Here is a 26,725-nt window from a genome sequence, read left to right as displayed (position 1 = left end):
GAGTTCTTCCCCCGTGGAATTCGCAACGGCACCTTTCTCATGCCGACCGGCTACCAGCGCTCCGGTCTGGTTGCCGGGGTGCTGTCGAGCACCTGGCGGATCTTCTGGAGCAGGTCGGACTCGGAGAACGGCTTCTCGACCAGGGTGACGCCCGGATCCAGCGTGCCCTGGGAGGCGAGCACCGGCTGCGCGTAGCCCGACATGTACAGCACGTGGATACCGGGGCGTAGATCCTGCATGGTGGTGGCGAGTTCCTTGCCGAGCATATGGGGCATGATCACATCGGTGAGCAGTACGTCGATTCGTTTGTCGGTGTTCTCGGCGAGTCTGATCGCTTCGGGGCCGTCGGCAGCGGTGAGCACTTCGTAGCCGTTGCGGTCCAGGATGCGGCGGGTGACCTCGCGCAACGCCTCCTCGTCCTCGACGAGCAGGACGCACTCGCCGCCATGCCGCATGTAGCCCGGGGCAGCGGGCTGGTCGGCCGGGCCGGGAGTCTGGTCGGTGGCCGGCAAGAGCGCGGTGAACTCGGTGCCCGTCCCAGGGCTGGAGCGGATTTCAGCGTGCCCGCCTGCCTGAGCGATGATGCCGTAGACGGTGGCCAGCCCGAGCCCGGATCCCTCGCCCTTGGGCTTGGTCGTGAAGAACGGTTCGAAGACTCGCTCGGCGACCTCGGCGGGCATGCCGGTGCCGGTGTCGGTGACCTGAAGCTTCGTGTAGCGGCCCAGTCGCAGTCCCGGCCTGGCGTTCTGCTCCGTCACGGCCTCGTTGGTGGTGCTGATGCGCAGCACACCGCCGTCAGGCATCGCGTCGCGGGCGTTGACGGCGAGGTTGACCAGGACCTGCTCGATCTGCCCAGGGTCGACGAGGACGTGCCACTGGCCGTCGCCGAGAACAGTGGTCAACTGGATGTGCTCGCCCAGCGTCCGGCACAGCAATTGCTCGACCTCCGTGACCACGTCGTTGAGGTTGAGGACCCGCGGGCGGACAACCTCGCGGCGGCCGAACGCGAGCAGTTGGTGGGTGAGCGCCGTAGCGCGTTTCCCGGCACGCAGGACCTGGGCGATGTCCTGGGCAGCCGCCTTCCAGCGGGGGTCACCCGCCTGCGCGGCCTTGACGATCTCCTCCTCGATGAAGGCGGTGTAGTTGAGGATCACCGCCATCAGGTTGTTGAAATCGTGGGCCACGCCGCCGGCGAGCTGGCCGAGACTCTCCAGGCGCTGGGACTGATGCAGTTGGGCCTCGAGACGTTCCCGCTCGGCGGCGGCGGTCAGGCGCTCCCGCTCGGCCTGCAACTCCAGGCGGTCGGTGACGTCGCGGATCGACGCCGAGACGAGCGTCCCGTCCTCGGTCTCCAGCGCGGAGAGGCTGATCTCCGCAGGGAACTCGGTGCCGTCCTTACGCCTGGCGGCCAGCGGCATGCCGGCGCCCATCGGCCTCGGCCGAGGATGAGCGAAGTACTGCCGGCGGTGGCCAGGATGGGCCGCGCGGACACCCTCGGGAACGAGGATCTCGATCGGCTGACCGACCAGCTCGTCGCGCCCATATCCGAAGAGCCGCTCGGCCTGCGCATTGACCAGGGCGATCGCGCCGTCGGCCGTCACCCCGACAATGGCGTCCGGGGCGGCCTCCAACAGGCCCCGGAACTTCGCCTCGGCCCGTTGCCGTTCGCTGATGTCGCGGGAGACCGAGGAGACACCGACGATGTTGCCGGCCGTGTCGGCGATCGGCGACATGCTCAGCAGAACGGTGATGACGCTGCCGTCCTTGCGCAGGCGTTCGGTCTGATACTGCTCCACCCGCTCGCCGCTCAGGATCTGGTCCAGCAGCCTGCTCTCGACGGCCTCCTGCCCAGCCGGGAACAACAGCGTGACGTCCCGGCCGATGATCTCCTCGGCGGTGTACCCGTACAGCCGCTCGGCGCCCGGATTCCAGCTGGTGATCACACCTTGCGGGGTCTTGCCCATGATCGCGTCGTGAGAGGACTGAACGATCGCGGCCAGCCGGTTGCGCGCCTCGGCGGCGCGGCGGCGTTCACTGACATCACGAATGGCCGCCGATACCAACGTGCCGTCCTCGGTGTCGATCGCCGACAGCGATATCTCCGCGGGGAACTCGCTGCCGTCCCGGCGCCGGGCGGCCAGTTCCATGCCGGCGCCCATCGGCCGGGGCACCGGATCGGACAGATAGCGGGACCGGTGGTGCGGGTGGCGCTCGCGGGCGGCGGCCGGGACCAGGATCTCCATGGGCCGACCGAGCAGTTCTCGCCGGTCGTATCCGAACATGCGCTCTGCTTGCGCATTGATCAAGGCGATCCGCCCGCTCTCGTCCACCCCGACGATCGCGTCGGGTGCGGTCTCCAGCAAGCCACGGAACTTCGCCTCCGCCCCGGCGCGGTCGATGACGTCGCGTACCACCGCGACGACGAGACGGCTGTCGCCTGTGCCGAACGCCGACAGCGAGATCTCGGCCGGGAATTCGCTGCCGTTCTTACGCCGGGCAGCCAGCCGCACACCCGCGCCCATCGGCCGGTGCTGCGGATCGTCCAGGTACCGCTCCCGGCAATGAGGATGCAGGGAGCGGGCCTTCTCCGGCACGAGCAACTCCAGCATCTGGCCGAGTAGCTCACTGCGGTCGTAGCCGAACAGGCGCTCCGCCTGAGCGTTGACCAGCACGATCCGGCCATCGGCCGACACCCCGACGATCGCGTCCGGGGCGGCCTCCAGCAACCCGCTCGCGCCGTCGTCCGACCACGTCCCCATCTCGGACCATCCCTCCGGCCACGGGACCCCCAGCCATCCACGTCGTCGCGGAGCGGTTCAGCTGTCACGCCCAGATCCGGTGCATCTGACCGCGCAAATCATTCAATTCGACTACCTCGCGTGTCCAGAACCCATCCGGGTGACCCCCGCTGGATCACCAGGGTGCTTCGCCCCGCGCCGCCGGCGTCGGCTTCTGATCGTCGCGGCTTTGATCCGCCGACCATCGGACCTCCGTAATGCCAGGCAGAGACCAGTTGTTTGCGGAAGGGTGGTCGCGTTCGTGGCGCCGGCGTTCTCGGATCATCCGGCAGTATCCGATCGAACAGCCCGTGGTGATCGCGCGCCTGACGCAGAGCATTCGGCCGAACCCGCACGGTATCGACGACCGGGCGGGGTTCCGCCGGCCCGGCCTTCGGTTCCGCGTCAACGCGTCGCGTACATCCAGCCCGGTGACGGCGAAGCGTGGTCGACGGCCGGCAGGCCGGGCGACGTAGCGCACCGGCGGTCCGGATCCCGGCCGGACATGTACGGGACGGACTGGTCGGCACGGCGTCACCGGAAAGGCCGGCGCCGAAGCCGGCGATCGGGCCGCACGATGGCTTTCCTGACGGCGATGAGCCTCGTCGCGGCCGCCGTGGGCGCGATCATCGTGGTCAGCGGCGCCGAACAGCCGACCACGGAGCCGGTCGCGATCGACGCCGCGCTTCCGCGGAAGACGAGCGCTGCCACGCGAGGTGGAGATCGCGTCCCCTCGACGCCGGTCCCTTCCGGGTCCGGAGCGGTTCCCAGCCGCTCGTCGACCCCCTCTCGGCCACCGCGGCCGGTGACGGGCCTCAACCAGACGCAGATGAACAACGCCGCGGTGATCGTGCGGGTCGCTCAGGAGCGTGGTCTTCCCCGCCGCGCGATGCTGGTGGCCATGATGACCGGGTTGCAGGAGTCCAGCCTGCGCAACCTGGCCAACCCCTCGGTCCCGGCTTCACTCGACCGGCCGAACGAGGGAAGCGGCGACAACTTCGACTCGCTCGGTGTCTTCCAGCAGCGTCCGAGTCAGGGCTGGGGCAGCGTTGCGCAGCTGATGAATCCGCGCTACGCCGCTGGTGCCTTCTACGAGCGGCTGGTCAAGGTGTCCGGCTGGGAGTCCAAGAGCCCCGGCGACGCGGCGCAGGCCGTACAACGATCGGCAGAGCCGGACGCCTACGCCGACCACGAGGAACGAGCGATCAAGATCATCGAGGCGTTGTTGTGAGCCGCTGAGGTTGATCGGGCTCATACCCGGCGTCGCGGCACGGCACGAAATCAGGAAGCCACGAAAGATCTCAAGAAGCCCGGCGGGGGAGAAGGGCGAGGAGGCCGGCGGCGGCCAGCAGGGCGATTCCGGCGAGAGCACCCCAAGAGGTACGGCGAAGCGCCGCCCCCGCACGATCCGGCAGCAGGCCCCCGCGCTCACCGGGGGCGAGCACCGCCACGACCCGCCCGCCGACCGTGGTGGCCGCCACGGTGCCGTCGCCGTCGGACTCGTCGGTGGTGACGGCCGCGGCCCGGGAGTCGGCCGAGACGCCCGGGTTGTCGCCGAGCAGGAAGAGCCGGCCCGGGGCGACCGCCACCGAGAACGGCTCGTTGCCGGCCGCCGGGGGCTGTGCCGCGGGGGTTCCGCCGACGGTCACCCGGGCGTCGGCCGTGCAGCAGGCCACGACGTCGCCGCCGATCGCCGCGACGCGTTTGACCAGGCGGGTTTCGCCGTCGACCAGCACCACGTCGCCGCGGGCGGCATCCTGGGACCAGGTGTCCACGACGATGCGGTCGCCGGGTTCGATCCCGGGGCTCATCGAGGCGCTGGGTACGGCGTAGACGCGGTAGCGGGTCAGGAACAGCCCGGCGGAGCCGAGGAGCAGGATCAGCCCGGCGGCCAGTGCGAGGCCACGAATGCGCGGCGGACGTCCGTACATCGAAGGGGATCTTATCGGCCCGAAGGGGCCGCTTGCTATGAAACGAGTTGCATAGCAAGATGCGGGCATGGCGCTGGAACACGCGATCCTGGTCTCCCTGCTCGAGCAGCCCGGGTCCGGATATGAGCTGGCCGGGCGGTTCGAGCGCTCGATCGGCCGGTTCTGGACCGCGACGCACCAGCAGATCTACCGCGTGCTGCGGCGGATGGAGTCGGACGGCTGGGTGGTGGCCGAGGAGATCGGCCAGGACGGCCGGCCCGACAAGCGCAGCTTCTCGGTCACCGGCCTCGGCCGGCGGACGCTCGCCGAGTGGCTGCGGGCGCCGGTGCAGCCGGAGGCGGTGCGGCACGAGCTGGCCGTGAAGATCCGGGGCGCGGCGTTCACCGACGGGGCCGGGCGGGCCGACCTGCTCGCCGAGGTGACGCGGTACCGGGCCGAGCACGAGGCGCTGCTCGCGACCTACCTGAATGGCGAAAAGCGGGATTTTCCGGATCCGGGCGCGTTGGATGTCGGGCAGCGGCTCCAGCACGTGGTCCTGCGCGGCGGCATCGCCTACGAGCGGATGCTGCTCGACTGGCTCGACGACGTCCTCCACACGCTCCGAGCACTCTGAAAGGAACCCCTGTGCTCCTCAACCCCAACACCTACGACCCCGCGCACCTCGACGACGAGAGCCGCCGGCTGCTGCGCGCGCTGGTCGCCTTCTTCGAGGAACGCGGCAAGAACGCGCTGGTCAAGAGCTACATCGACCGGAGCTGGTACGACGACTTCCTGGAGTTCTCGGCACGTGAGGGCCTGTTCGCGACGTTCCTGACCCCGGCCGCCGACGCGGCTGGCAACCCGGACAAGCGCTGGGACACCGCCCGCAACGCCGCGCTCAGCGAGATCCTCGGCTTCTACGGGCTCGACTACTGGTACACGTGGCAGGTGACCGTTCTCGGTCTCGGCCCGGTGTGGCAGAGCGCCAACGAGGTCCAGCGCAAGCGGGCCGCCGAGCTGCTCGACGAGGGTCACGTGATGGCGTTCGCGCTGTCCGAGCGCGGCCACGGCGCCGACATCTACGCCACCGACATGATCCTCACGCCGACCGGCGACGGCGGGTTCACCGCGAGCGGCACCAAGTACTACATCGGCAACGGCAACGTGGCCGGGCTGGTGTCGGTGTTCGGCCGCCGCTCCGACGTCGAGGGCCCGGACGGGTACGTGTTCTTCTCCGCCGACAGCCGGCACGAGAACTACCACCTGATCAAGAACGTCGTGAACAAGCAGATGTACGTCAGCACGTTCGAGTTGATTGACTATCCAGTCAATGCAGTAGATGTACTGCACACCGGCAAGAGTGCATTCGATGCTGCACTCAATACAGTCAACGTGGGCAAGTTCAACCTGTGTACGGCCGCGATCGGCATCTGCGAGCACGCCATGTACGAGGCCGTCACCCACGCCCACCAGCGCATTCTGTACGGCAAGCCGGTCACCGCGTTCCCGCACGTGCGGCGGGAGCTGACCGACGCGTACGCCCGGCTCGTCGCCATGAAGCTGTTCAGCGACCGCGCCGTCGACTACTTCCGCAGCGCCGGCCCCGACGACCGCCGTTATCTGCTGTTCAACCCGATGACGAAGATGAAGGTCACCACCGAGGGCGAGAAGGTCGTCGACCTGATGTGGGACGTCATCGCGGCCAAGGGCTTCGAGGCGGACACCTACTTCGACAAGGCCGCCATGGACATCCGTGGCCTGCCGAAACTTGAGGGCACGGTGCACGTCAACCTGGCGCTGATCCTCAAGTTCATGCCGAACTACCTGTTCAACCCGGCCACCTACGAGCCCGTCGCGACGCGGCACGACCCGGCCGACGACGAGTTCCTGTTCCGGCAGGGCCCGGCGCGCGGGCTCGGCGCCATCCGCTTCCACGACTGGCGGACCGCGTACGACGCCGCCGCCGCGATCCCGAACGTCGCCCGGTTCCGGGAGCAGGCCGACGGGTTCTGCGCGCTGCTGCGGGAGCACGCCCCGAGCGAGGAGCAGCAGAAGGACCTGGACTTCCTGCTCGCGATCGGCCACCTGTTCGCGCTGATCGTCTACGGACAGCTGATCCTGGAGCAGGCCGGACCGGCCGGAGTGGACGACGACCTGCTGGACGAGATCTTCGCGATCCTGGTCCGGGACTTCTCGGCCTACGCCACCGAGCTGCACGGCAAGGCCGCCACCACCGAGGCGCAGGCGGCCTGGGCGCTGGCCCACGTCCGCCGCCCGGTGACCGACGAGAAGCGCGACGCGGCCGTCTGGGATCAGGTCCTCGCCCTGGTCGGCGCCTACGAGATGCGCCCCTGACAATCGGCGGATAGGGGTTCTCGATCAAGAACCCCTATCCGTGCCGTTCGGTATTGCCCCGCTATTCCTCGAATCCGTAACGTTCTCGGCAACGGGAAAACGGAAATGCGAGGGAGGTGGAGGGCGTGACCGCATCACCGAGCGGTGTGCTGACGGAATCGATCTCCGTTTCCGAGGCCGCGGAAATGGCGCGGCGGGCACGGGAACAGGTCGTCGGCCGCGTTTCCGGGCATCCCGACCGCCGGGACACCGACGAGCATTTCCGGCTCGCCGCGCTGAACGACACGCTTTTGCCGGAGCGGGTCCGTGACGCGCTGGACCGGCTGCGGGACGGCGCCGCCGACGCGGTCGTCGTCCACGGCCTGCCGGCCGACGAGCCCGCCGCACCCGTGCTGGGCTGGACCTGGCTGGGCATGGTGACCCGGCGGCTCGGCCACGAGTACGGGTACCGGGCGGAGAAGGACGGCGACCTCGTCCACGACGTCCGGCCCCGTCCGGAGGGCGCGGCGACCCAGTCGAACGCGTCCTCGGCGGTGGACCTGTCGCTGCACACCGAGGTGGCCTTCCACGACATCCGCCCGGATTTCGTGGTCCTCTACGGGGTCCGCAGTCCGGAGCCGCGACCCGCGACCCGGCTGGTCCGGATCGCCGACGCCATTCTCCGATGCCGTCCGGAGACTGTTCGAGAATTGCGCGGGCAGCGTTTCCGGATCGCCGCCCCGGAAAGTTTCTCGCAAGCCAGCGTCATCGACGACGTCGTCCCGATCGGTGGATCAATCGATTGGCCGACGATTCGCTGGCACAGTTCCATCGTTGCCGAGAATCCGCACCGCCGGGCCGCGGTCACCGATTTCCTGAAGTCCGCGGAAAGCGTCGCGCATCATGTGCGGCTCGGTCCCGGCAGCCTGGTGGCCTTCTCCAACAGCCGCTGCCTGCACGGCCGTGACTCGTTCGCGGCCCGCTACGACGCCCGCGACCGCTGGCTGCTGCGTACCTACGTGCTGCGTGACGTGACCCGGCTGATGTCCCGCTACGGGCTCGAACCCGACAGCGCCGGCATCCGCACACTCGCCGAGGCGGTGGCCTCATGATCACCGACCGCCTGCTGAACCTCGACGACTTCGAGCGCGCCGCCCGGACCGCCCTCGACGACGCCCGCTGGGCCTACCTGGCCGGCGGCGCGGGCCGCGACGACGGCGTCCGCCACAACGAGGCCGCGCTGCGCCGCTGGAAACTGCGGCCGCGCCCGCTCAACGGGGTGGCCGACCCGGGCACCGGCGCCGACGTGCTGGGATTCGAGTCCACCCTGCCGGTGCTGCTGGCGCCGACCAGCCCGCTGCGGCTGTTCCACCCGGAGGCCGAACTGCCGGTCTCCCGGGCGGCACGCCGGGCCGGGGTGCTGCCGATCGTCAGCAACGACAGCCACCACAGCCTCACCGACATCGCCGGGCAGGGGCCGTTCTGGTTCCAGCTGTACTGCTACGGCAGCCGGGACGACGTGACCCGTACGATCCGGCTCGCCGAGTCCCTGGACGCCCGCGCCCTGGTCGTCACCGTCGACAACAGCCATCCGTCGCGGCGGCTCGCCATGCTGCGGGCCGGGTTCGCCACCCCGCCGGAGGTGCGGTTCGGCATCCACCGGGAGAGCGGCTTCTCCGACGGCTGGGTGCCACCCGACACCCGGCTGCCACGCTGGCCGCTCACCTGGGAGCAGCTCGACTTCATCCGCGAGCGGACCGCGCTGCCGGTGGTCGTCAAAGGGGTGCTGCACCCGGCCGACGCGGGCGAACTCGCCGCCCGCGGGGTGTCCGCGCTGATCGTGTCCAACCACGGCGGCCGGCAACTCGACGACACGGTCGCGGCGATCGACGCACTCCCCGGCGTCGTCGCCGCCACGGCCGGGCGGATACCCGTACTGATGGACGGCGGCATCCGCAGCGGCGCCGACGTGATCAAGGCGCTCGCGCTGGGCGCCACGGCCGTGTGCATCGGCCGCCCGTACGTCTGGGGCCTGGCGGCCGACGGCGAGGACGGCGTGTTCCACGTGATCGACGTGCTCCGGCAGGAACTCCTGGACGTGGCGAGGCAGCTCGGTGTGGACAGCCTGCGCGACGTCCCCACAGACCTGGTGGTCCGTACCGCCACGGAAATCACTGTCGACGAAGAGTGGAGGTGTTCTGCATGATCCAGCGAATCAAGGCGCGCTTCGCGCGTAAGGCCCTCGCGGGCGCGTACCCCTGGCACTGATCGATGAAGGGGGCCGGAACCACCCGAGCGGTTCCGGCCCCCTCGTAACACCCCGATGGGAGGGCGGCCGGTGAGCGTCGCACCGCCGGTGCAGGCCGGGCTGTCCCGCGCCGACCTGCTGGAGGACTACGACCGGGACCGCGCCGGTTTCGTGCTGCGCGCCGCCCGCCGCTACGGGCCGGTGGTGGAGCTCAGCCCCGGAACCGTGCTGATCAGCGACGGCGAGATCGCCCACGACGTGCTGCGCCGCACCAACCGCGACTTCCTGATGGACCGCGACCGCGCCTGGCGCCCCACCGACAGCCGCCGCGGCGAGGACGCCCTCGACAGCTGGATGCACGCCCGCCGCACCATGCTGTCGGCCCTCTCCGGCGGCCTCGTCGAAGAACACCTTCGCTGGTACGACGGCGAGCTCACCACCCTCATGGACACCTGGGCGACCGCCGGGCGTACCGGCGATCCGATGCCGCCGCTCGTGCACCTGAGCACCGACGCGTTCCTGCGCCTGTGCGTCGGCCCCGGCACCGCCCGGCACACCCGCGACGGCCTCTCCGCCCTGGTCGCGGACCTGCTCGGCGCCCTCAACCCGATCGTCCGCTCGTCGTTCGAGCTGCCCTGGTTCCTCGACCGGTTCACCGCCCGCCGCCGGCGCGCCGACCGGGCCCAGCACCGATTGGACGCGGCCCTGCGGGCGCTGGTGAACCGGCCACCGGACGGCGGCCTGATCGCGATCCTGCGTGACGCCGGCGTGCCCACCGACCCGCTGGTGCGCATCCTGGTGTCGGCCACCATCGCCTCCCGCCTGGTCCCGGCCGCCGCCAACGCCTGGCTGCTGCACGCCCTGGCCGTCCACGCGCCCACCGGCGACCCGTCGCACATCGTCGACGAGGTGCTGCGGCTGCGCCCGCCGACCTGGCTCATGCACCGCGCCACCCACGCCGAGGAGGTCAGCGGCCCGTGGCGGTTCCCGGCCGGCGCCGCCCTCATGATCAGCCCGTACGCCATCCACCGCGACGAACGCCACTTCCCCGACCCGGAGACGTTCCGCCCCGACCGCTGGGCGGGCGCCCGGCTGCCGGCCGGCGCGTACCTGCCGTTCGGTGGCGGACCCCGCTGGTGCGTCGGCACCCACCTGGCGAAGGCGCAGCTCACCACCGCGGTGGAGGTGTTCCGGCGGTTCCGGATGGAGGATGTGTCCGGTGTGGTCACCGCCGACACCGACTCCACGATGTACCCGCGCGGCCTGGCGCTGAGCGTCGCCCGCACCGACTGAGGAAGGACAAGCACATGCGAGTTCGGGCCGGAGACGTACGCCTGCACGTGACGACGCTGGGCGACGAATACTCCGACGGGCAGCGGCGGCCCGACATCATCGCCGTGCACGGTGGCCCCGGCATCGACGGCGGCATGCTGCGCCTGACCATGCGGCCGGCCGTCGGCTACGCCCACGTGATCGTCCCGGATCTGCGCGGGCACGGCCGCAGCGACCGCGGCGAGCCGGCCGACTGGAACCTCGACGTGTGGGCCGACGACCTCGCCGCGCTCATCGACACCCTCGGGCTGCCCAGCCCGTACCTGCTCGGCACCTCGTTCGGCGGATTCGTGGTGCAGCGGTTCCTGTCCCGCCACCCGGAGACCCTCGCCGGCGCCATCCTGATCGGCACCGGCGCCCGCCAGGCCAGCCACGACGAGATCGTCGAACGGCACCGGGTGCTCGGCGGCGACCGGGCGGCCGACGTGATGCGCCGCTCGCTCACCGACCACTCGCCGGAGGCGGAACGCGAATGGGCCGAGGTGTGCGGGCCGCTCGCCATCCGCCGCGCGCCCGACGAGGACTACCAGCGGGCGGTCCGCAACCGGATCAGCACGCCGGAGATCAACGCCGGGTTCATCTCCCAGCTGTCCGGCCTGGACCTGCGGCCCGACCTGGCCGCCGCCCGCCGCCCGGTGATGGTGCTGGTCGGCGAGTACGACCCGCTGATCCCGTACGAGGTGGCCGCCGAGACCGTCGACAGCCTGCCCGCCGGGACCGGCGAACTGCACGTCGTGCCGGGCGCCAGCCACCAGGCCATCTGGGACGCGCCCGACGCCACCCACGCGCTGATCCGCAAATTCACGGAGGGGTCATGACCGGCTTCGTCGCGCCGACCGTCGAACGGTTCCGGGACGCCACCGCCGAGCTGCGGGAACTGTCCGCCCCGTACGCGAAGGAGCGGTTGATCTTCCAACCGCCGATCGAGAGCGCCGAGCAGGTGCGCCGGCTCGAACGGGCCTGCCAGACCGTCTTCGAAGGGCTCGACGCGGTGCTGCGCGACATCTGCGACGGCGACGTGCTCCGGATGGCCAAACTGTGCCGCGCCACCCCGCCCGAGCTGCGGTTCCTCACCCGCCAGCCGTACCAGAACTGGTCCACCGTGGCCCGCCCGGACGTCATCTCCTCCGGCGGCCGGACCGTCGTCATCGAGATCAACGGCGACTCGCCGGCCGGCCTGTTCGGCCTGCACGACATCATCACCCGCGCGCAGACCGCCTTCCTGCCGCCGGAGGCGAACCTGGCCCGGCCCGCCGTGGCCATGCACGGCCTGCTCTCCGGGCTCACCAAGAGCTTCGGCGAGTTCGGCGGCATGGTGGCCATCTGCTACTGGCGGCACGAGCAGGCCGCCGGGCCGGTCGACTGGCAGTACGAGCTGTTCGCCCGCGAACTGCGCCGCCACGGCATCGCGTCGGTGCACTGCGCGCTGGAGGACCTGGAACTCTCCGACGACGGCGTACGGCACGAGGGCCGCGAGGTCAGCGTCATCTACCGCTACTTCGAGTCACCGGAACCGGGCGCCGACGACGAGTTCGCCGTCCTCGACACCCTGTTCCGGATCGCCGAGAGCGGCAAGGTCGGCCTGTTCACCGGCTACCGGGCCGAGGTGCTGGCGTCCAAGGCGGCCCTCGCGGTGCTCTCCGGCGCGACCGGGATCGCGCCGTCGCTGCGGGCCCGGCTGGCCGAACACGTGCCGTGGACGCGGATCATCGAATCCCGCCGGACCATCTACGCCGGCCGGGAGGTCGACCTGCTGCCGTGGGCCGAGCGGGAGAAGGACCGGCTCATCGTGAAACCGGTCCGCGGCCACGCCGGCAAGGGCGTCACCGTCGGCCGGGAGGTGTCCGCCGAGGTGTGGGCCGAGGTCCTCGCCACCGGTGTGCGCGGTGGGGCGGGCGATCACCCGTACATCGTGCAGGAGCTCTTCGAACCGGATCCGCTGCCGGTCGCCTTCACCGACGAGCGCGCCAACGTCACCAGCACCGTCACCCCGTCGGTCAACGGCGTGTTCATCGTGGAGAACACGGCGGTGGCGGTGCTGCGCCGCTACGCCGTCAACAACACCGGCACGATCAACATCAACCCCTTCTCCGGGTACGCTCCCTCGCCGGTCTGGGTCGCATCGTGAGGTGGCAGCCGTCCACCTACCTGTTCGCCTCCGGGGCGGCGTCCAGCCTCGGCGACGGCATCCGCTACGCGGCCATGCCCCTTCTGGCCGTGCACGTGACGAGGAACCCGGTGAGTGTCGCCGCCGTCGCGGCAGCCCTCTCCGCGGCGCACCTGCTGTTCGGCTTCCACGTCGGCGCCGTGGTGGACCGGTTCGACCGGGTGCGGCTGCTGCGCCGGACCCAGCTCATCCGGCTGGCGCTCATGCTCGTCCTGGTCGCCGCGGTCGCCGTCGACCGGGCCACCCTGCCGCTGCTGCTGGTCGCGGCGTTCCTGCTGGGCACCGCCGAACTCGCGGCCGACACCGCGGTGCAGGCGCTCACCCCGGTCGTGGTCCAGGACGCCGGGCTGGAGAAACTCAACGCCGGGCTGACCGCCTCCCAGTCGGTCGGCGAGGACTTCGCCGGCCCCGCCGCCGGCGGCGTGCTGTTCGCCTGGAACCCGATCGCCCCGTTCGTGGCGGTCGCCGGCACGCTCGCCGCCAGCTGGGGTTTCCTGACCCGGCTGCGGGTGCCCGGCCGGGTCGCCGAGCCCGCGGTCCGGCAGTCGCTGACCGCCGAGGCGAGGGAAGGGCTCACCTACCTGCTGCGGGAGCCGACCCTGCGCACCCAGGCGGTGTGGGCGGCCGCCATGAACCTCGGCGTGGCCGCCGCCAACGCCACCCTGGTCCTCTACGTGGTCGAGAAGCTGCACCTCAGCGGCGGCACCTACGGCCTGCTGCTGACCTGCGCGGGCGTCGGCGGCCTGGCCGGCGCGGCCGCGGTCGCGCACACCGTCCGGCTGCTGGGCCGGGTCCCCACGATGATCGCCGCCAGCCTGGTGGCCGGACTGGCGACGGCCGGCATCGCGCTCACCGGCTCGGTGTGGCTGATCGGCGTCCTCCAGTTCCTCGCCGGATTCTGCGGGGTGTCCTTCTCGATCGTCGGCCGCTCGCTGCGGCAGAGCATCACCCCGGACGCCCTGATGGGCCGGGTCACCAGCATCTACCGGCTGATCGGCTTCGGCTCACTGCCGCTGGGCGCGATCGGCGGCGGCGCGATCGCCCACTCGCTGGGCCTGGGCGTGCCGTTCCTGCTGGCCGGCGCGGTCATGGTCGGCAGCACCCTCACCCTGGGCCTGCTCACCCGCCGCGCCCACACGGACCGCCCGGAACCGGTCCGGCAGATGTCGGCCCTGTAGAGATCTTTCATGGTCGAGGTCCGCGTTTCGCTTTCGGCTCTTTTCTCTTGTACGCGTGTCCTCGTCCCGCCTTTTCAGGGCCGTCCCGTCCGGTCGGCGCGATCTCGCTGCCCGCTCCGGCCTGTGCGGCGCCCGCCGGGCGCAGATCGGTGCCCGGGCGGACCGGGCCGACCACCACTTCCGTACGTGCCGCCGGTCACGGCCGCCCCCGCTTCCGGCCGTAGCGCGGGTCACCCTGAGCGGGTGGTCGCGGTGGTGCTTCCCAGGCACCGGGGTTGCCTGCTTGCGGCCGTTGCGCCGGTCGCCCGGGTTGGGTGGTCGCGCTCACCCGAGGGTGGGCGCGCACGGTGGGGGTGTCGTGGTCGTCTACGTGGCCTATCGCCGCGATGGCCGCTCACGTGGCGGTTTCGTGTGCGCTCACCTCCGAGAGCCCGGCCGGCCGGAACTCCGCATGTGCGAGGAACCCGTGAGCAATCGTCGCTGATTGGCGCGATCTTGTGCGATCGCGGCCGTCCGGACGGCAGCCGCCGTCCGCCGCGCTAGGGGAAAATGAGGCTTTCGCGGGAATCGGGCGCCCGTTTCACCCGCTTTGCGTGCCGACGTTATGCGATCTTGAACGATCGGCCACCGACTCGGGTGGCTAATCGTCCAAGATCGATCCAGGTGACGTGTCCTGCCTGGCGCGAGCGCCACCGGGACCACCCGCCCGGCGGGCGCGGCAAAGGCCGCAGTGGGCAGCGAGCGCGCGCCGACCGGACGGAACGGTCCTGATGAGACGGGGGCGAGGACACACGTACCGGAAATAGGAGCCGCAGGCGGAACGCGGACCTCGACCACAAAGGTTTTATAAGGTTTTGGGGTGCCCCGTGTCTCCGAAGCCCACCTCGCCGCCCGCCGTCAGCAGATTCTCGACGCCGCGGCCCGGTGTTTCGTGCGCAACGGGTTCCACCAGACGTCCATGCAGGATGTGATCAAGGAGGCCGATCTCTCGGTCGGGGCCTTCTACCGCTACTTCAAGAGCAAGAACGAGCTGATCACGGCCATCGCGGGGGAGAAGATCTCGCAGGCCACCGGGCTGCTCGACGAGCTGCTCGCGATCGACCCGGTGCCGCCGCTGCCGGAGATCCTGGAACGCCTGCTGGAGCTGGTCGACGCCGCGGCCGACGACGACGGCACGGTGCGGATCGCCGTGCAGGTGTGGGGTGAGGCGGTGCACGATCCGGAGGTCGGCGCGCTGGTCACCGAGATCTACGGGCGGGTCCGGGAGCGGGCCGTGCTGATCGCCGAGCGGGCCCGGACGGGCGGGCAGTTGCCGCCGGACGCCGATGTGACGGGGGCCGGTGCGGCGTTCTTCGGGCTGGTCCAGGGCTACATCCTGCAGAAAGTGCTGCTCGGCGGCACCGACCGGCGCACCTATGTGTCCGGCGTGCGGACACTACTGTCCTAGTACGGCAGCCGCCGTGGGGGCGGGGGCGAGGCTGTTCGGCAGGGTGAAGGTGAAGCAGGTGCCGCCCGCGGGATCGTCGGTGGCGGTGATGGTGCCGCCGTGCCGTTCGACGATGCGCCGGCAGATCGCGAGCCCCAGCCCGGTGCCCTGGTAGCCGTGACTGACGTGTGCCCGGTGGAAGTTGCCGAAGATCGCTTCGTGCTGGCCCTCGGGGATGCCGATGCCGTTGTCCACGATGCGTACGGTGACCATCGTGTCGTCCTGCACCGCGGTGATCCGCAGAGCGGGGACCACCTCCGGCGCCGTGTATTTGATGGCGTTCCCGACCAGGTTGTCGATCAGCTGCCGGACCAGCACCGGGTCCGCCTGGACCGGGGGCAGTACGCCGATGGTGAAGCGCGGCTCCGGTCTGCCGGATACGGCCGCCGCGTCCGTGCGGGCCTGGGCGATGTCGGCGACCACCTCATCCAGGTCCACCCGGTCGGGGACGACCGTCGCTTCCCGTGCCGTCGCGTAGGACAGCAGGCCGTCGATCAGGCCGCGCATGCGCGCGGAGGCCTGGGTCAGGCGGTCCAGGCCACCGCGTGCCTCGTCGAGATCGGGATGATCGGGTACGCCGTCCAGCGAGTACCGCACCGCCATCGCCCACCCGTCCACGCCGGCGAGCGGGTTGAGCAGGTCGTGGGCCACCACGCCGGCGAAGTTGGTCAGTTCGTCGCGGTGCCGTCGTTCGGCGGTCACGTCGTGGAAGAGCACCACCGTGCTGCGGGTGCCGTCGGGGTGTGGCAGGCCGGTGGCGGTCACCTGGACCACCCGGGTGTCTGATGCCTCCTGGTTGTTGAGCAGCATGTCCACCTTGGGGGTGTTCTCGCCGGCGAGTGCCTGCAGGTAGGCCGGCTCGCCCTCGGGGTGCCGGGTGCCGTCGACGTGGTGCAGGCCGGACCAGCCGGCGTGTTCACCGAGCAGCTTGAGGACGGCCGGGTTGCGGAGTGTCACCCGGTGGTCCGGGCCGATCACCGCGAGGCCGTCGCCCATGGAGTCGATGATCGCGGCGAGAAGGTCGGCGTGGTGCGTGATCTCCGCCTTCTGTGCGGCCAGTTGGGTCTGCCGGGCGGCGAGTTCGGCCTTCTCCTGGGCCAGGGCGTTCAACAGCGTGCGCCGTTCGTCGCGGCCCAGCGCCAGGGCCAGCCCGACGAGGGCCACCAGGGCGACGAGGAGCTGCATGACGGCCGAGCGCAGGACCGGGATGCTGATCAGGGGGAACGGGCCCAAACCGGCCAGGGTGCACCACGACACGACGACATAGACCGTCGCGCTGTACGCCAGTACCCAGGAGGTGCTGAGGCGGGTGCCGACCAGAACGGTGTAGCCGAGCAGGGCGAACGCCAGCGGCAGGTGGCTGCCGGACGTGAACACGGTCAGGTAGGCGGCGATGCCGATCCCGGCGATCCCGGCGATCTCGGCGATCCGCCAGAGCGAGGCGGGGCGGCGGTGGCGCCACCGGCCTTTCCCGGTCCGGAGCCGGCTGATCGCGGCGCCGGCGTAGATCCCGGCGGATCCGATGATCAGGATGCCGGCCATGTGCCGGGCCACCGACATGGCCGAGACGAGGACCGGGAACCCGCCGGTGGTGACCAGCCCCTGGCCCAGCACATTGACGGTTTTGGCGATGACGGTCGAGGCGAGGCCGGCGCCGAGCAGGATCCACAGGTCCCGCGGGCAGCGCAGCGCGGCGTCACCGCCCGCGCCCCAGAGGTGCGGTCCCCACCGGCGCAGCAGCCAGAGGAAGACGGTGATCTGGATCAGGCCGACGAACGCGGAGACGACACTGCCCACCGCGGGAGCTCCGGTCAGCCAGTCGACCGCGCCGAGAATCAGGGTGAGGAGCAGCATGTCGAGATGGCGGGTGGGCGCCCGGCGGTGTGCGCAGAACCAGACCACGGCGACACCGGCAGCCGGCCAGACCAGGTTCACCTGGTCGCCCAGCCAGAACATGCGGCCCGCGTAGCACGCACCGGCGTAGACGAGGGCGAACAACATGCTCCGGGTCAGGGAGAGCCCGTAACCGGTTGTCATCGTCGGCCCCCGCTCGACAGTCCTCCTCTTCCTATCGTCCGGCTTTCAGCGGCGCTGAGACCGTGATCGGCTCAGATCACGAGCGCCGCGGCCGCCAGCACCAGCACGCTCGCGCCGATCTCCACGAACCCGACCTGCTTCGGTGTCAGCGACCGGCCGGGCAGCACCCACGCGCGGACCGTCAGGAGCGCGAAGACCAGCGCGGCCGGGATGCCGATCACGGTCGCCGCGGCGAGCGCGGCCAGGTGATATCCGGCGGAGGCCGTCCGGTACGTGTCACTGCCGCGCTCGCGGATCATCGTCTTCACGTGGAGGACCGTGCCGGTGAGGTAGAGAAGCACGAGCACGAACGCCGCCCACGTGTCCGCGGGCCGGCCACCGGCGATCACCGTGACGACCCCGATGACGAGGCAGCTCTGCACGACCGAGGCGAGATCGTTGAGCAGGGCCCGTTCCCGGCGGCGCCAGGCGTGCCAGGCGTTGGCCGCCAGCAGGACGGCGTAGACGGGCGCGAACCACAGCAGCCGCGGCTCGGCGGCCAGCACGATCACCCCGGCCGGGACGGCGACCAGCCCGTACAGCCGGAACTGGGGCAGGTAGCGGCCGGGGCGGCGCGACTTGACCGCCAGGAACACGTAGTACGACAGCAGGTAGCCGGCCAGCCAGGCGATCAGCAGCGGCACGTCCGGCCAGCGGAACCCGGCGACGAGCAGCCCGGCCAGGTAGGGCAGCAGCAGCATCGCCCACGCGCCGTGCTGGGGAGGGACGAACTGGCGGATCGTGCGGCGGGCCGGGCGTGCCGTCGTGCTGCTCACGGCACCGACGCTAGGCGCCGGACGGCTCTTCGCCCAGGGTCGAAGGTCACCCTCGCCACTACCTTCGGCTCTGCCGGGTGCCCTGGGCCATCGGTTAGCCTTGCCGCCATGAGTGAGCGGGAGGCCCAGAGGCGGATGGCCGGATACCGGTTCGCCGTGCCGATGGCGGGCCCGCACGTGCGCCGGGTCTTCGACGAGCGCTGTCCCGGCCGCTGACGCCGCACCCCCGCCTCACGCTCCGACCGAGGATCCCCCCTTGCTGGAAGACATCCGCGCCTACTGCCGGCGCGATCCCGCCCTGTACGGTGTCCGCGTCGCCGAGGTGTTCCTCTACCCCGGTCTGTGGGCGCTCTGGGGTCACCGTGTGGCGCATCTGCTGCACCGCGCCCGTTTCCCGTTCCTGCCGCGCCTGCTCTCGCAGGTGATGCGGTTCGTCACCGGCATCGAGATCCATCCGGGTGCGGTCATCGGGCGGCGGTTGTTCATCGACCACGGCGCCGGTGTCGTGGTCGGCGAGACCGCCCGGATCGGTGACGACGTCACCATGTACCACCAGGTCACCCTCGGTGGGCGCGGCTGGCGGCGGGACGCCAAGGGCAGCCGTCGCCATCCGGAGGTGGGTGACCGGGTCACTCTGGGGGTGGGCGCCACGGTGCTCGGCCCCGTCCGGATCGGGGAGGACGCCGAGATCGGCGCCATGTCCCTGGTCGTCTCCGACGTTCCCGCCGGCGCCCGGATGCGGGCCCCGGCCGCAGAAATCGTCCCCGACTCTTTTCCACAGAACGCAGGAGCGAGGAAATGATCTACAACGACGTCACCGAGTTGATCGGCCGGACCCCGATGGTGCGGTTGACCCGTTTCGAGCCAGGACTGCCGGCGAAGCTGATCGCCAAGCTCGAGTCCGCCAACCCCGGCGGCAGCGTCAAGGACCGGATCGCCCTCGCCATGGTCGAGGCCGCCGAGGCCACCGAGGAACTGCGCCCCGGCTCCGCCATCGTGGAGGCGACCAGCGGCAACACCGGTATCGGGCTGGCCCTGGTGGCGGCGGCCCGCGGCTACCGGCTCACTCTCACGATGCCGGACAGCATGAGCGCGGAACGGCGGGCGCTGCTGGCGGCGTACGGTGCGAAGCTGGTTCTCACCCCGGCGGCCGAGGGCATGAAGGGCGCGGTGGCGAGGGCGCTGGAGATCGCCGAGGAGCAGCGGGCGTGGCTGCCGATGCAGTTCGACAACCCGGCGAACCCGGACATGCACCGGCGTACCACGGCTCTGGAGATCTGGAACGACACCGACGGTCAGGTGGATCTGTTCGTCGGGGGTGTCGGCACCGGCGGCACCCTCACCGGCGTCGGCCAGGTGCTCAAGGAGAAGCGGCCGGAGCTGCGTGTGTACGCGGTCGAGCCGACGGAGTCGCCGGTGCTGTCCGGTGGCCGGTCGGGTCCGCACGGCATCCAGGGCATCGGCGCCGGGTTCGTGCCGGAGGTGCTGGACCCGACCATCTACGACGAGGTGGTCAAGGTCGATGTGGAACAGGCCCGGGAGGCGGGGCGTCAGCTGGCCCGGACCGAGGGCATCCTGGCCGGTGTCTCCAGCGGCGCGGCCCTGTACGCGGCGCGCGAGCTCGCCTGGCGGGCGGAGAACGTGGGCAAGACCATCGTGGTCGTGCTGCCGGACACCGGTGAGCGTTACCTGAGCACGCCGCTGTTCGCGAACCCCTGAGACACCGATGTCCCGGCGTGCGCGGCACGCCGGGACATCGTCAGCGGGTGTGTCAGAGGTTGGTCTTGACGCCGACGGCCTTGCAGGCGGCGTTGAACTCCTTGGCGGCCTTGGCGGACTCCGGGGTGTCGGCGGCGTTGACCGGGTCGTCGGCCTTGGCGGCCTTCGCGGCCTCGGCGGCGTTGGTCTTGAGGGCGGTGGCCACCGCGGTGTCCGAACCCTCGGCCGCCTTCTCCAGGTTGGCGGCGAAGTCGCCCAGCATCAGCGCGGCGTCCTTCTTCGGGACGTCGCCGCCGGTGGTGCTCATGATGGTCAGCAGCGCCTTCTTGAACGACTCGGCCGCCTTGTTGGCGTCCTCGCAGATCACCTTGTCGGCGGGCGCGGCCGCGGCGGGCGCGGTGGCCTCGGCCTCGGGCAGGGCCGAGGTGGCGGCCGGCTTGGCCGGCTCGGCGGTGGTGGTGGCGGCCTTGTCGTCGCCGCAAGCGGCCAGGCCCATCATCGAAACGCCGGCAAGTACGGCGGTGGCAATTCGCACAGCAATCACATAGGCAAGTTAGTCGATCAAGTGTACGAAGATCAACTGTTATTTCGTGTTTTTTGTGGAAGTCAGAGCGAGCCGCGGTGGCCGGTGAGACTGATGACCACCCGCTCCTGGTCGGTGCGTCCTCCACCGGGAGCCCGCGGAGCGGGACATCGGCAGCCAGAGCAGCAGAATCGGGACGAGCATGATCGACATCAGGGCCACGGTGACGATCATGTCGAACCGGCGCAAGCCCGGGGCCGGACGGCTCAGGAGATCGGCCCGGATGCCGAAACGAGAACCGAGATGAACGGATCGGACCGGGCATTGCGCGTACCCCTGATCGTGGGTCTGACCACGATCGTGGCCGTGCTCGCCTGGCTCGGCGTGCGTGACGCCGATGATCGCGTCGGGGCGAACCTGGCCGGCACCGTGGCGCTCTCCGCGGCCGCGTTCGCCTGCTGGCGGGTGAGCCGTGCCGCCCCGACACCCCCGGTACGCGGATTCTGGCTGCTCTGGGCGCTCACCGCCGCCTGCCTGGTGCTCAGCACGATCGCCAACATGCTCCACGGCGCCCCCGGCATACCGCTCTACGAGGCGATCCCCACGCTGCTCGCGCTCGGCCTGGCGATGCTGGCGTTCCGGCACGTCCCGCTGGCCCCGCGAACCCGGGCCGACGGGGCCCGGATGCTGCTCGACGGCATCGCGGTGGCCGTCGCCGGCACGGTGTTCTTCACCTACGTGCTGCTGAACGCCGTTCCCGAGGGCACCTCGGCCGGCACCCTGATCGCGGCTGCCGCGGTCGGCGTCGGCTGCCTGCTGGCGCTGGTGGTGTTCGGCAAGGCGGCGGTCAGCCCGGAGGGCAGCGTCGACCCGGTGGCACTGGCCATCCTGACCATCGGGCCCCTGGCCGGCCTGGTCGCCGTGATGCTCGTCCTGGGCGGCACCGAGACCGGCATGCTGCTGCTGTTGGTGCTCGGCTATCCGCTGGTCGGGATGGGTATCTGCGCGGCCGCCTACCGGCAGAGCCGGGTCCTGCACGTTCAGCCGCCGAAACGGCCGCGCTGGTCGATCGGCGGCCCGCTCCAGTTCATCGCGGTCACCGGCACCGCCGTGCTGGTCATCATCGTCTCCGCCCGGGAGCTGGACGGGCGCGGCCGCGCCGTGGTCGTCGGGGCGGTGCTGATCGCCGCCATCATGGTCGCCCGCCAGTTGCTCAGCCTGCGGGAGAACAGGCTCGCGCTGCGTGGCGTCCGCCACCAGCAGACCGAACTGGAACGCCTGGCGCTCAGTGACTACCTGACCGGCCTGCCGAACCGCACCGGATTCACCCTGGCCCTGACCGACCGCCTGGACCGCGGGCGGCCCGCCACCGTCCTGCTGATCGACATCGACGACTTCAAGATGGTCAACGACACGCTCGGGCCGTCCGCCGCCGACCAGCTGCTGGCCCGGCTCGCCGAACGGCTCCGGCGATGCGCCCACGGCGACCGCGAGAGCGTGGCCCGGCTCGGCGGCGACGAGTTCGCGGTGCTGATGCCGTCCGGTGACCCGGCCGGGATCGAGGCCGCCGCCGCCCGCTTCCAGCACGCCGTCGGACGGCCGCTGCCGGTCGGGGAACAGCGGTTCCTGCTGCACGCCAGCATCGGCGTGATGGTCGCCGAACCGGGCGACACCGCCGACGAGGTGCTGCGCAACGCCGACATCGCGATGTACGCGGCCAAGTCGGCGGGCAAGGCGTCCTGGGTGCGGTTCGAACCCCGGATGCGCAAGGACATGACCGGCCACGCCCGGCTCGCCGGCGAGCTGCACGACGCCATCCAGGGCGGCCAGCTGCGGCTTCTCTACCAGCCGGTGTACGACCTGGTCACCGGCCGGATGCACGGCGCCGAGGCACTGGTCCGCTGGCAGCACCCGGAACGCGGCTTCGTCTCACCCGTCGACTTCATCCCGGTCGCCGAACGCTCCGGCCTGATCGTGCCGCTCGGCGGCTGGGTGCTGCGGGAGGCCTGCACGCAGCTGGCCCGCTGGCGGGACTCCTTGAAGGAGGGTGCGGTCGAGGCGATCAACGTCAACGTGGCGGTCCGCCAGCTGCGCGAGGCCGGCTTCGTCGACGAGGTCGCCGCTGTGCTCAGCGACACCGGGCTCACCCCGCGCAACCTGGTCCTCGAGGTCACCGAGTCGTCGGTGGCCGACGGGCCGCAGGTCGCCGAGACGCTGCGCGACCTGCACGAGATGGGGGTGCGGCTGGCCCTCGACGACTTCGGCACCGGCCAGTCGTCGCTCAGCCTGCTGCGCGCCTTCCCGGTGGATGTGCTGAAACTGGACAAGTCGTTCGTCGACGGCATCGCCGACGGCGCCGACCGGGGCCGGCTCGCGGTCGCCGCCGCGGTCGCCCAGCTGGCCGAACACCTCGAGCTCAAGGCGGTCGCCGAGGGCATCGAGAGCCAGGACCAGCTGGAACGGCTACGGGACATGGGCTACCGCTACGGTCAGGGCTATCTCATGGCCAGACCCCTGCCGGCGGACGAGTGCGCCGCCCTGATGACCGCCGAGCCCCTGGCCGTCGCCGCCACCGGTGGCCGCCATCCATGACCGCCGGGGCCCACTCGCGTGGCGGATCGCCGATCAGGCGATGAGTGTCTTCTTCGGCCGCAGGATGCAGAATTCGTTGCCCTCAGGGTCGGCGAGCACGATCCATGACTCCGTTCCGATCTGCCCGATGTCGACCCGGCGCGCGCCGAGCGCGAGAATTCGGTCAACCTCCGGGTCGCGGCCGTCAGGACCGGGGGTGAGGTCGAGGTGCAGCCGGTTCTTCACCTTCTTGCTGTCTGTCACCGGCATGAAGCAGATCCCTACCGGAGCGTTCTCATCGGCGCCGATGACGACCTCGCGCTCACGCTCCGACAGGATTCTCCAGTTCAGCACCTGGGCCCAGAACCGGGCCTGAGCCGGGAGATCGTGCGCGTCGATCACGATGTGGTGCAGGGATACCGTCATGCCCGTCAGTGTGCCCCTGGATATGGCCAACGCGATCACATCGGTAGATCCGGATGGAGGGATCAGCGGCCGGAGTGCTGTGAGTGCGCCGGCTGCCGTTGCCTCTTGGCGACAGCGCGGGTGTGCCAGTCCGCGCATGCGGCCAGCAGCAGGCAGGCGGCCGTGAATCCGGTCGACACCTGGTGATCGGTGAACCCTGGTGGCGGCCACACGGTGATCAGGAGTGCGCCGCCGGCTCCGGCGTACCATCCGATGATTTTGATGACGGACGGTATCTTCTCGGGCGCGTGGCGGCGGTGCGCGGAGACCGTGCGCGACATGAGGCGCAGGTTTTCGTATTCCTCCGTGCTGCCGATTGCCGCCCGCGCTGCGGGATCGGCGGCGTAGTAGGCGACAGCGTCGGCGATCAGGTCCCGGTCTTCGCCCTCGACGTAGAGGCGGTCGCGGCGCACTGCCACGCCGGTGTGCCGGACGAGGCTCGGATCCGTGTATGCCAGACGAATCTCGCCGCGGGCTTCGGCGGGCTGGTCGGGCTGGGACGCCGCGAGGGCTTCCCAGGGAACGTGCAGAGTGCCCAGATACTGCTGCGAGCGGATTCCCTGCCGGCTCATGTCCACCCCGATGCCGCGCCACGCACCAGGCAGGTACAGCGCCAGTGGCGCGGTGAACAGGACGACGGCCAGCAGCCAGCCGGGATCCAGGGAGTGCTCATGCCGGGCCGTCCACGATCCGGCCAGTGCGATACCGCCGATGGCGAAGAAGTGGGGCAACGCCAGTGCCAGCAGGTAGGACGGCCGCGGCGAACGGAACACGGCGCCGTCAGCCTGTAGTCCTGTCGGCTCATGGCGCTGCACGATCCGTACAGCGATGGCGAGTGCCAGAAACAAGCCGAATGTCGCTGCGAAGAGGCCGAGAAGGAGCCCGAGCGGTTCGGTGGGCCAGAACGTGCCCGTGGCGACGGCCGCCGTCAGGCACAGTGCCGTCAGCGTCATGACCGTCCGGCGCCGCCGGGCGGCGAGTGCCCACCACGTGGTGATCATGTCGGCCACCGTACTGCGCCCACTGCACGAACGTGCTCTGGGTGATTGATACAACGTTGATGGAGACCCTGGTGGGAGCCGGCCGCTCACGGGCAGCCGTCGATGATCTCGCCGGTCGTGCAGGTGTCGGTATCGGGGCCGCCGTCCAGGCGGTCGAAGTCCGCGCCACCGTCGAGAGAGTCGTCGCCCTCGTGCCCGAAGATCCGGTCCGCTCCGGCGCTGCCCAGCAGGATGTCTCCACCACCCCGCCCCAGCAGCAGGTCAGCGCCCTCGTTCCCAACCAGCGTGTCGTTCCCGGGTCCGCCGTCGCTCCGGTCGTTCCCGGCCGCGCCGTTCAGGGTGTCCGCACTGTCACCCCCGAGCAGGCTGTCGTTGCCCGGCCCGCCGTTCAGCTCATCAGCGCCGGCCGAACCGTACAGCTGGTCGTCGTCCTCCGCGCCGAGCAGCCAGTCCGCCCCGTCACCGCCGGTCAGCGTGTCGCGGCCGGTGTCGCCGAGCAGCCTGTCATCACCCGGACCCCCGTCGATGCTGTCGTCGCCGCTCTGCCCGTCGATGCCGTCGGCACCGTCCCCACCGGTCATCACGTCGCCGCCGTCCCCGCTGACTGCCCCGCCGCGCAGCTGGTCGTCGCCGTTCCCACCGTCGATCCAGTCGGTTCCGAGGCCGCCGTCCACATGGTCGTCGCCGTCCCCGCCGGTGAGCACGTCGTCTCCGGTCTCGCCGAGCATCAGCCCGTCGTTGCCGGGACCGCCGTCGACCAGGTCGTCGTCGGCCTGCCCGGTCAGCACCGGGTCGTCCCCGTCGCCGCCGCTGATCTCGTCGGTGCCCGATCCGCCGAAGATCGAGTCGTTTCCGCCGGCTCCGATCAGCCGATCCTGGCCGGCCTCCCCGCTGAGGTAGTCGTCCCCGTGGCCGCCGTCGGCCCGGTCGCCTCCGCTGCCACCGATCAGCAGGTCGATGCCGGCCCCGCCGGTGAGGTCGTCGTTGCCGTCGCCGGCTATGAAGGTGTCGTCGCCCGGCCCGCCGCGCAGGATGTCGTCGAACGCCGACGCGACGATGCTTTCCACCTCGGCGAGGGTGTCGTTCCCATCACCCTGCGCGCGGCCGGCGCCGAGGTCGACCAGGATCCCGTTCGGAGCGTCCCGATAGATGGCCACGTCGATGTCCGCGCCGCCGGTGATGGTGTCCTGGTCCGGTCCGCCGGTCAGTTGGTCCGAACCGTCCCCGCCGTCGACCGCGTCGTCTCCGGCGGCACCCTCCACGAAGTCGTCGCCGGGCCCGCCGGACAGCCGGTCGTTGCCGTCATCCCCGCAGATCGTGTCCGATCCGTCGAGCCCTTCGATGATGTCGTTGCCGCCCAGCCCGGCGATGATGTCGTCCCCGGTGGTGCCCTGCAGTTTGTCGGCGGCCGCGGTCCCGACGATCGTGGGGGTGAGGCCGGCGCAGATCGAGGCCGGCGCGCGGGCCGCCGCCAGAGTCGGCACCATCAAGATCAAAACCGCTATCCGGTACGGCCTAAGCACCCCCAGCACCTCCCGTGACAATTGCTACCAACCCCATGAACAGGAACGTCACGATCAGCCCGAGGACGATGCTCGCCACCGGTCCCCAGGCCGGTCCGTCGTCTCCGCCGAGCCACATCGCCAGTAGTTGCAGGCCGATCAGCACGGCCAGTGCGACGCCCCCGACGAGTACGATGCTCATGAATCTCTCCTCTCGAAAAAGGTGCCGCCCCGGGAAGAGGGCGGCACCGGCGATGGATCAGTCCGTGACGACCGCGTGCGAGCTCTCCGCGGTGGACACGTTGGTGTGTACCCCCGCGGTGACCTTGTAGGTGGCGATCGCCTTGAGGATGTCGCCCTCGTTCGCCTTCCAGTTGTTGATCGTCAGCCGGATCTCGGTGTTCAGCGGCGTGTTGTTGCGCGCCGGGGTGAGCGGGTCGCTGAACTTCACCGGCAGCACGAGCTTCGAGTCGTCGCTGAGGTTCAGCAGCGTCAGGAACAGCTCGTGCTTGGAGACGACCCCCATCAGGTCCCGGCCGATCTCGACGTTGGCCAGCACGTCGAACGGTTTGCCGTTCCCGATCACCGCGGCGGTGAACCGGGTGCCGGTCTCCGCCAGGCGCAGCAGCTCGATCTCGGCGTCCCAACTTCCAGGCATGT

Annotated in this window: 23 protein-coding genes; 13 read left to right on the top strand and 10 right to left on the bottom strand. The window is 70.7% G+C overall.

What is annotated here, in order from left to right; all coding sequences use genetic code 11:
* Window positions 1-50: 50 nt before the first annotated feature.
* On the bottom strand, window positions 51-2,759 hold the full coding sequence (locus tag BJ964_RS41195) for a PAS domain S-box protein (RefSeq protein WP_188125727.1): 2,709 nt from the start codon (window positions 2,757-2,759) through the stop codon (window positions 51-53).
* 613 nt (window positions 2,760-3,372) lie between these two features.
* Here BJ964_RS41195 and BJ964_RS41190 point away from each other — a divergent pair.
* On the top strand, window positions 3,373-4,008 hold the full coding sequence (locus BJ964_RS41190) for a hypothetical protein (protein ID WP_188125726.1): 636 nt from the start codon (window positions 3,373-3,375) through the stop codon (window positions 4,006-4,008).
* Between the two features lie 70 nt (window positions 4,009-4,078).
* Here the strand turns inward: BJ964_RS41190 and lepB are convergent, their stop codons facing one another.
* Window positions 4,079-4,708, bottom strand: coding sequence for a signal peptidase I (lepB, locus tag BJ964_RS41185; RefSeq protein WP_188125725.1), 630 nt, complete (start codon window positions 4,706-4,708; stop codon window positions 4,079-4,081).
* A gap of 67 nt (window positions 4,709-4,775) precedes the next feature.
* Here lepB and BJ964_RS41180 point away from each other — a divergent pair, with 67 nt between their 5' ends.
* The 9 genes from BJ964_RS41180 to BJ964_RS41140 all read left to right on the top strand — a co-directional run bounded on the left by BJ964_RS41180 (window position 4,776) and on the right by BJ964_RS41140 (window position 15,393).
* A complete protein-coding gene (locus tag BJ964_RS41180; protein ID WP_188125724.1) occupies window positions 4,776-5,321 on the top strand; it encodes a PadR family transcriptional regulator in 546 nt (181 codons plus the stop codon).
* Between the two features lie 11 nt (window positions 5,322-5,332).
* On the top strand, window positions 5,333-7,042 hold the full coding sequence (locus tag BJ964_RS41175) for an acyl-CoA dehydrogenase family protein (RefSeq protein WP_188125723.1): 1,710 nt from the start codon (window positions 5,333-5,335) through the stop codon (window positions 7,040-7,042).
* A gap of 125 nt (window positions 7,043-7,167) precedes the next feature.
* Window positions 7,168-8,133, top strand: a complete 966-nt coding sequence (locus BJ964_RS41170) for a Fe(II)-2OG oxygenase family protein (RefSeq protein WP_188125722.1) — start codon at window positions 7,168-7,170, stop codon at window positions 8,131-8,133.
* Window positions 8,130-9,227 carry an alpha-hydroxy acid oxidase gene (locus BJ964_RS41165; RefSeq protein ID WP_203832567.1) on the top strand — a complete coding sequence of 366 codons (1,098 nt, stop codon included), beginning with the start codon at window positions 8,130-8,132 and terminating at the stop codon, window positions 9,225-9,227. The genes BJ964_RS41170 and BJ964_RS41165 overlap by 4 nt, the downstream gene beginning before the upstream one ends.
* Before the next feature lie 132 nt (window positions 9,228-9,359).
* On the top strand, window positions 9,360-10,562 hold the full coding sequence (locus tag BJ964_RS41160) for a cytochrome P450 (RefSeq protein WP_188125721.1): 1,203 nt from the start codon (window positions 9,360-9,362) through the stop codon (window positions 10,560-10,562).
* Between the two features lie 14 nt (window positions 10,563-10,576).
* Window positions 10,577-11,419 carry an alpha/beta fold hydrolase gene (locus BJ964_RS41155; protein ID WP_188125720.1) on the top strand — a complete coding sequence of 281 codons (843 nt, stop codon included), beginning with the start codon at window positions 10,577-10,579 and terminating at the stop codon, window positions 11,417-11,419.
* Window positions 11,416-12,729 (top strand): ATP-grasp domain-containing protein, encoded by a 1,314-nt coding sequence (locus BJ964_RS41150; RefSeq protein WP_188125719.1) that lies wholly within the window; start codon window positions 11,416-11,418, stop codon window positions 12,727-12,729. The genes BJ964_RS41155 and BJ964_RS41150 overlap by 4 nt, the downstream gene beginning before the upstream one ends.
* Complete coding sequence (locus tag BJ964_RS41145) at window positions 12,726-13,946, top strand: MFS transporter (protein ID WP_188125718.1); 1,221 nt, start codon at window positions 12,726-12,728, stop codon at window positions 13,944-13,946. The genes BJ964_RS41150 and BJ964_RS41145 overlap by 4 nt, the downstream gene beginning before the upstream one ends.
* Before the next feature lie 859 nt (window positions 13,947-14,805).
* A complete protein-coding gene (locus tag BJ964_RS41140) occupies window positions 14,806-15,393 on the top strand; it encodes a TetR/AcrR family transcriptional regulator (RefSeq protein WP_188125717.1) in 588 nt (195 codons plus the stop codon).
* Here the strand turns inward: BJ964_RS41140 and BJ964_RS41135 are convergent.
* Both BJ964_RS41135 and BJ964_RS41130 read right to left on the bottom strand, forming a co-directional pair.
* Window positions 15,382-17,469 (bottom strand): sensor histidine kinase, encoded by a 2,088-nt coding sequence (locus BJ964_RS41135; protein ID WP_188125716.1) that lies wholly within the window; start codon window positions 17,467-17,469, stop codon window positions 15,382-15,384. The genes BJ964_RS41140 and BJ964_RS41135 overlap by 12 nt on opposite strands.
* Window positions 17,470-17,540: 71 nt before the next feature.
* Window positions 17,541-18,284 carry a YwiC-like family protein gene (locus tag BJ964_RS41130; protein ID WP_229807038.1) on the bottom strand — a complete coding sequence of 248 codons (744 nt, stop codon included), beginning with the start codon at window positions 18,282-18,284 and terminating at the stop codon, window positions 17,541-17,543.
* 256 nt (window positions 18,285-18,540) lie between these two features.
* On the opposite strand from BJ964_RS41130, the gene epsC reads away from it, so the two are divergent.
* A complete protein-coding gene (gene epsC / locus BJ964_RS41125; protein ID WP_188125715.1) occupies window positions 18,541-19,086 on the top strand; it encodes a serine O-acetyltransferase EpsC in 546 nt (181 codons plus the stop codon).
* Entirely contained in the window at window positions 19,083-20,003 is a 921-nt protein-coding gene (cysK, locus tag BJ964_RS41120) for a cysteine synthase A (RefSeq protein ID WP_188125714.1), read from the top strand. Before epsC ends, cysK begins: the two co-directional genes overlap by 4 nt.
* 52 nt (window positions 20,004-20,055) lie before the next feature.
* Here the strand turns inward: cysK and BJ964_RS41115 are convergent, their stop codons facing one another.
* Window positions 20,056-20,538, bottom strand: coding sequence for a hypothetical protein (locus BJ964_RS41115; RefSeq protein WP_188125713.1), 483 nt, complete (start codon window positions 20,536-20,538; stop codon window positions 20,056-20,058).
* A 291-nt stretch (window positions 20,539-20,829) separates the two neighbouring features.
* On the opposite strand from BJ964_RS41115, the gene BJ964_RS41110 reads away from it, so the two are divergent.
* Complete coding sequence (locus BJ964_RS41110) at window positions 20,830-23,118, top strand: putative bifunctional diguanylate cyclase/phosphodiesterase (protein WP_188125712.1); 2,289 nt, start codon at window positions 20,830-20,832, stop codon at window positions 23,116-23,118.
* A 33-nt stretch (window positions 23,119-23,151) separates the two neighbouring features.
* On the opposite strand, the gene BJ964_RS41105 is transcribed toward BJ964_RS41110, so the two are convergent.
* From BJ964_RS41105 to BJ964_RS41085, 5 genes are all read right to left on the bottom strand, one after another.
* The gene (locus BJ964_RS41105) at window positions 23,152-23,523 is read right to left on the bottom strand and encodes a VOC family protein (protein WP_188125711.1); all 372 of its coding nucleotides are present in this window, start codon (window positions 23,521-23,523) and stop codon (window positions 23,152-23,154) included.
* 62 nt (window positions 23,524-23,585) lie between these two features.
* Entirely contained in the window at window positions 23,586-24,572 is a 987-nt protein-coding gene (locus BJ964_RS41100; RefSeq protein WP_188125710.1) for a hypothetical protein, read from the bottom strand.
* Between the two features lie 77 nt (window positions 24,573-24,649).
* On the bottom strand, window positions 24,650-26,047 hold the full coding sequence (locus BJ964_RS41095; protein WP_188125709.1) for a calcium-binding protein: 1,398 nt from the start codon (window positions 26,045-26,047) through the stop codon (window positions 24,650-24,652).
* 31 nt (window positions 26,048-26,078) lie between these two features.
* Window positions 26,079-26,267, bottom strand: a complete 189-nt coding sequence (locus BJ964_RS41090) for a hypothetical protein (protein ID WP_188125708.1) — start codon at window positions 26,265-26,267, stop codon at window positions 26,079-26,081.
* 57 nt (window positions 26,268-26,324) lie between these two features.
* Complete coding sequence (locus BJ964_RS41085; RefSeq protein WP_188125707.1) at window positions 26,325-26,723, bottom strand: hypothetical protein; 399 nt, start codon at window positions 26,721-26,723, stop codon at window positions 26,325-26,327.
* Window positions 26,724-26,725: the final 2 nt, after the last annotated feature.

Origin of the sequence: Actinoplanes lobatus (assembly GCF_014205215.1) — a bacterium.
In the GTDB taxonomy this organism is placed as follows: Bacteria; Actinomycetota; Actinomycetes; order Mycobacteriales; family Micromonosporaceae; genus Actinoplanes; species Actinoplanes lobatus.
The sequence above is the reverse complement of the archived record's forward strand: the minus strand, read 5'-3'. Positions and strand labels throughout refer to the sequence as shown.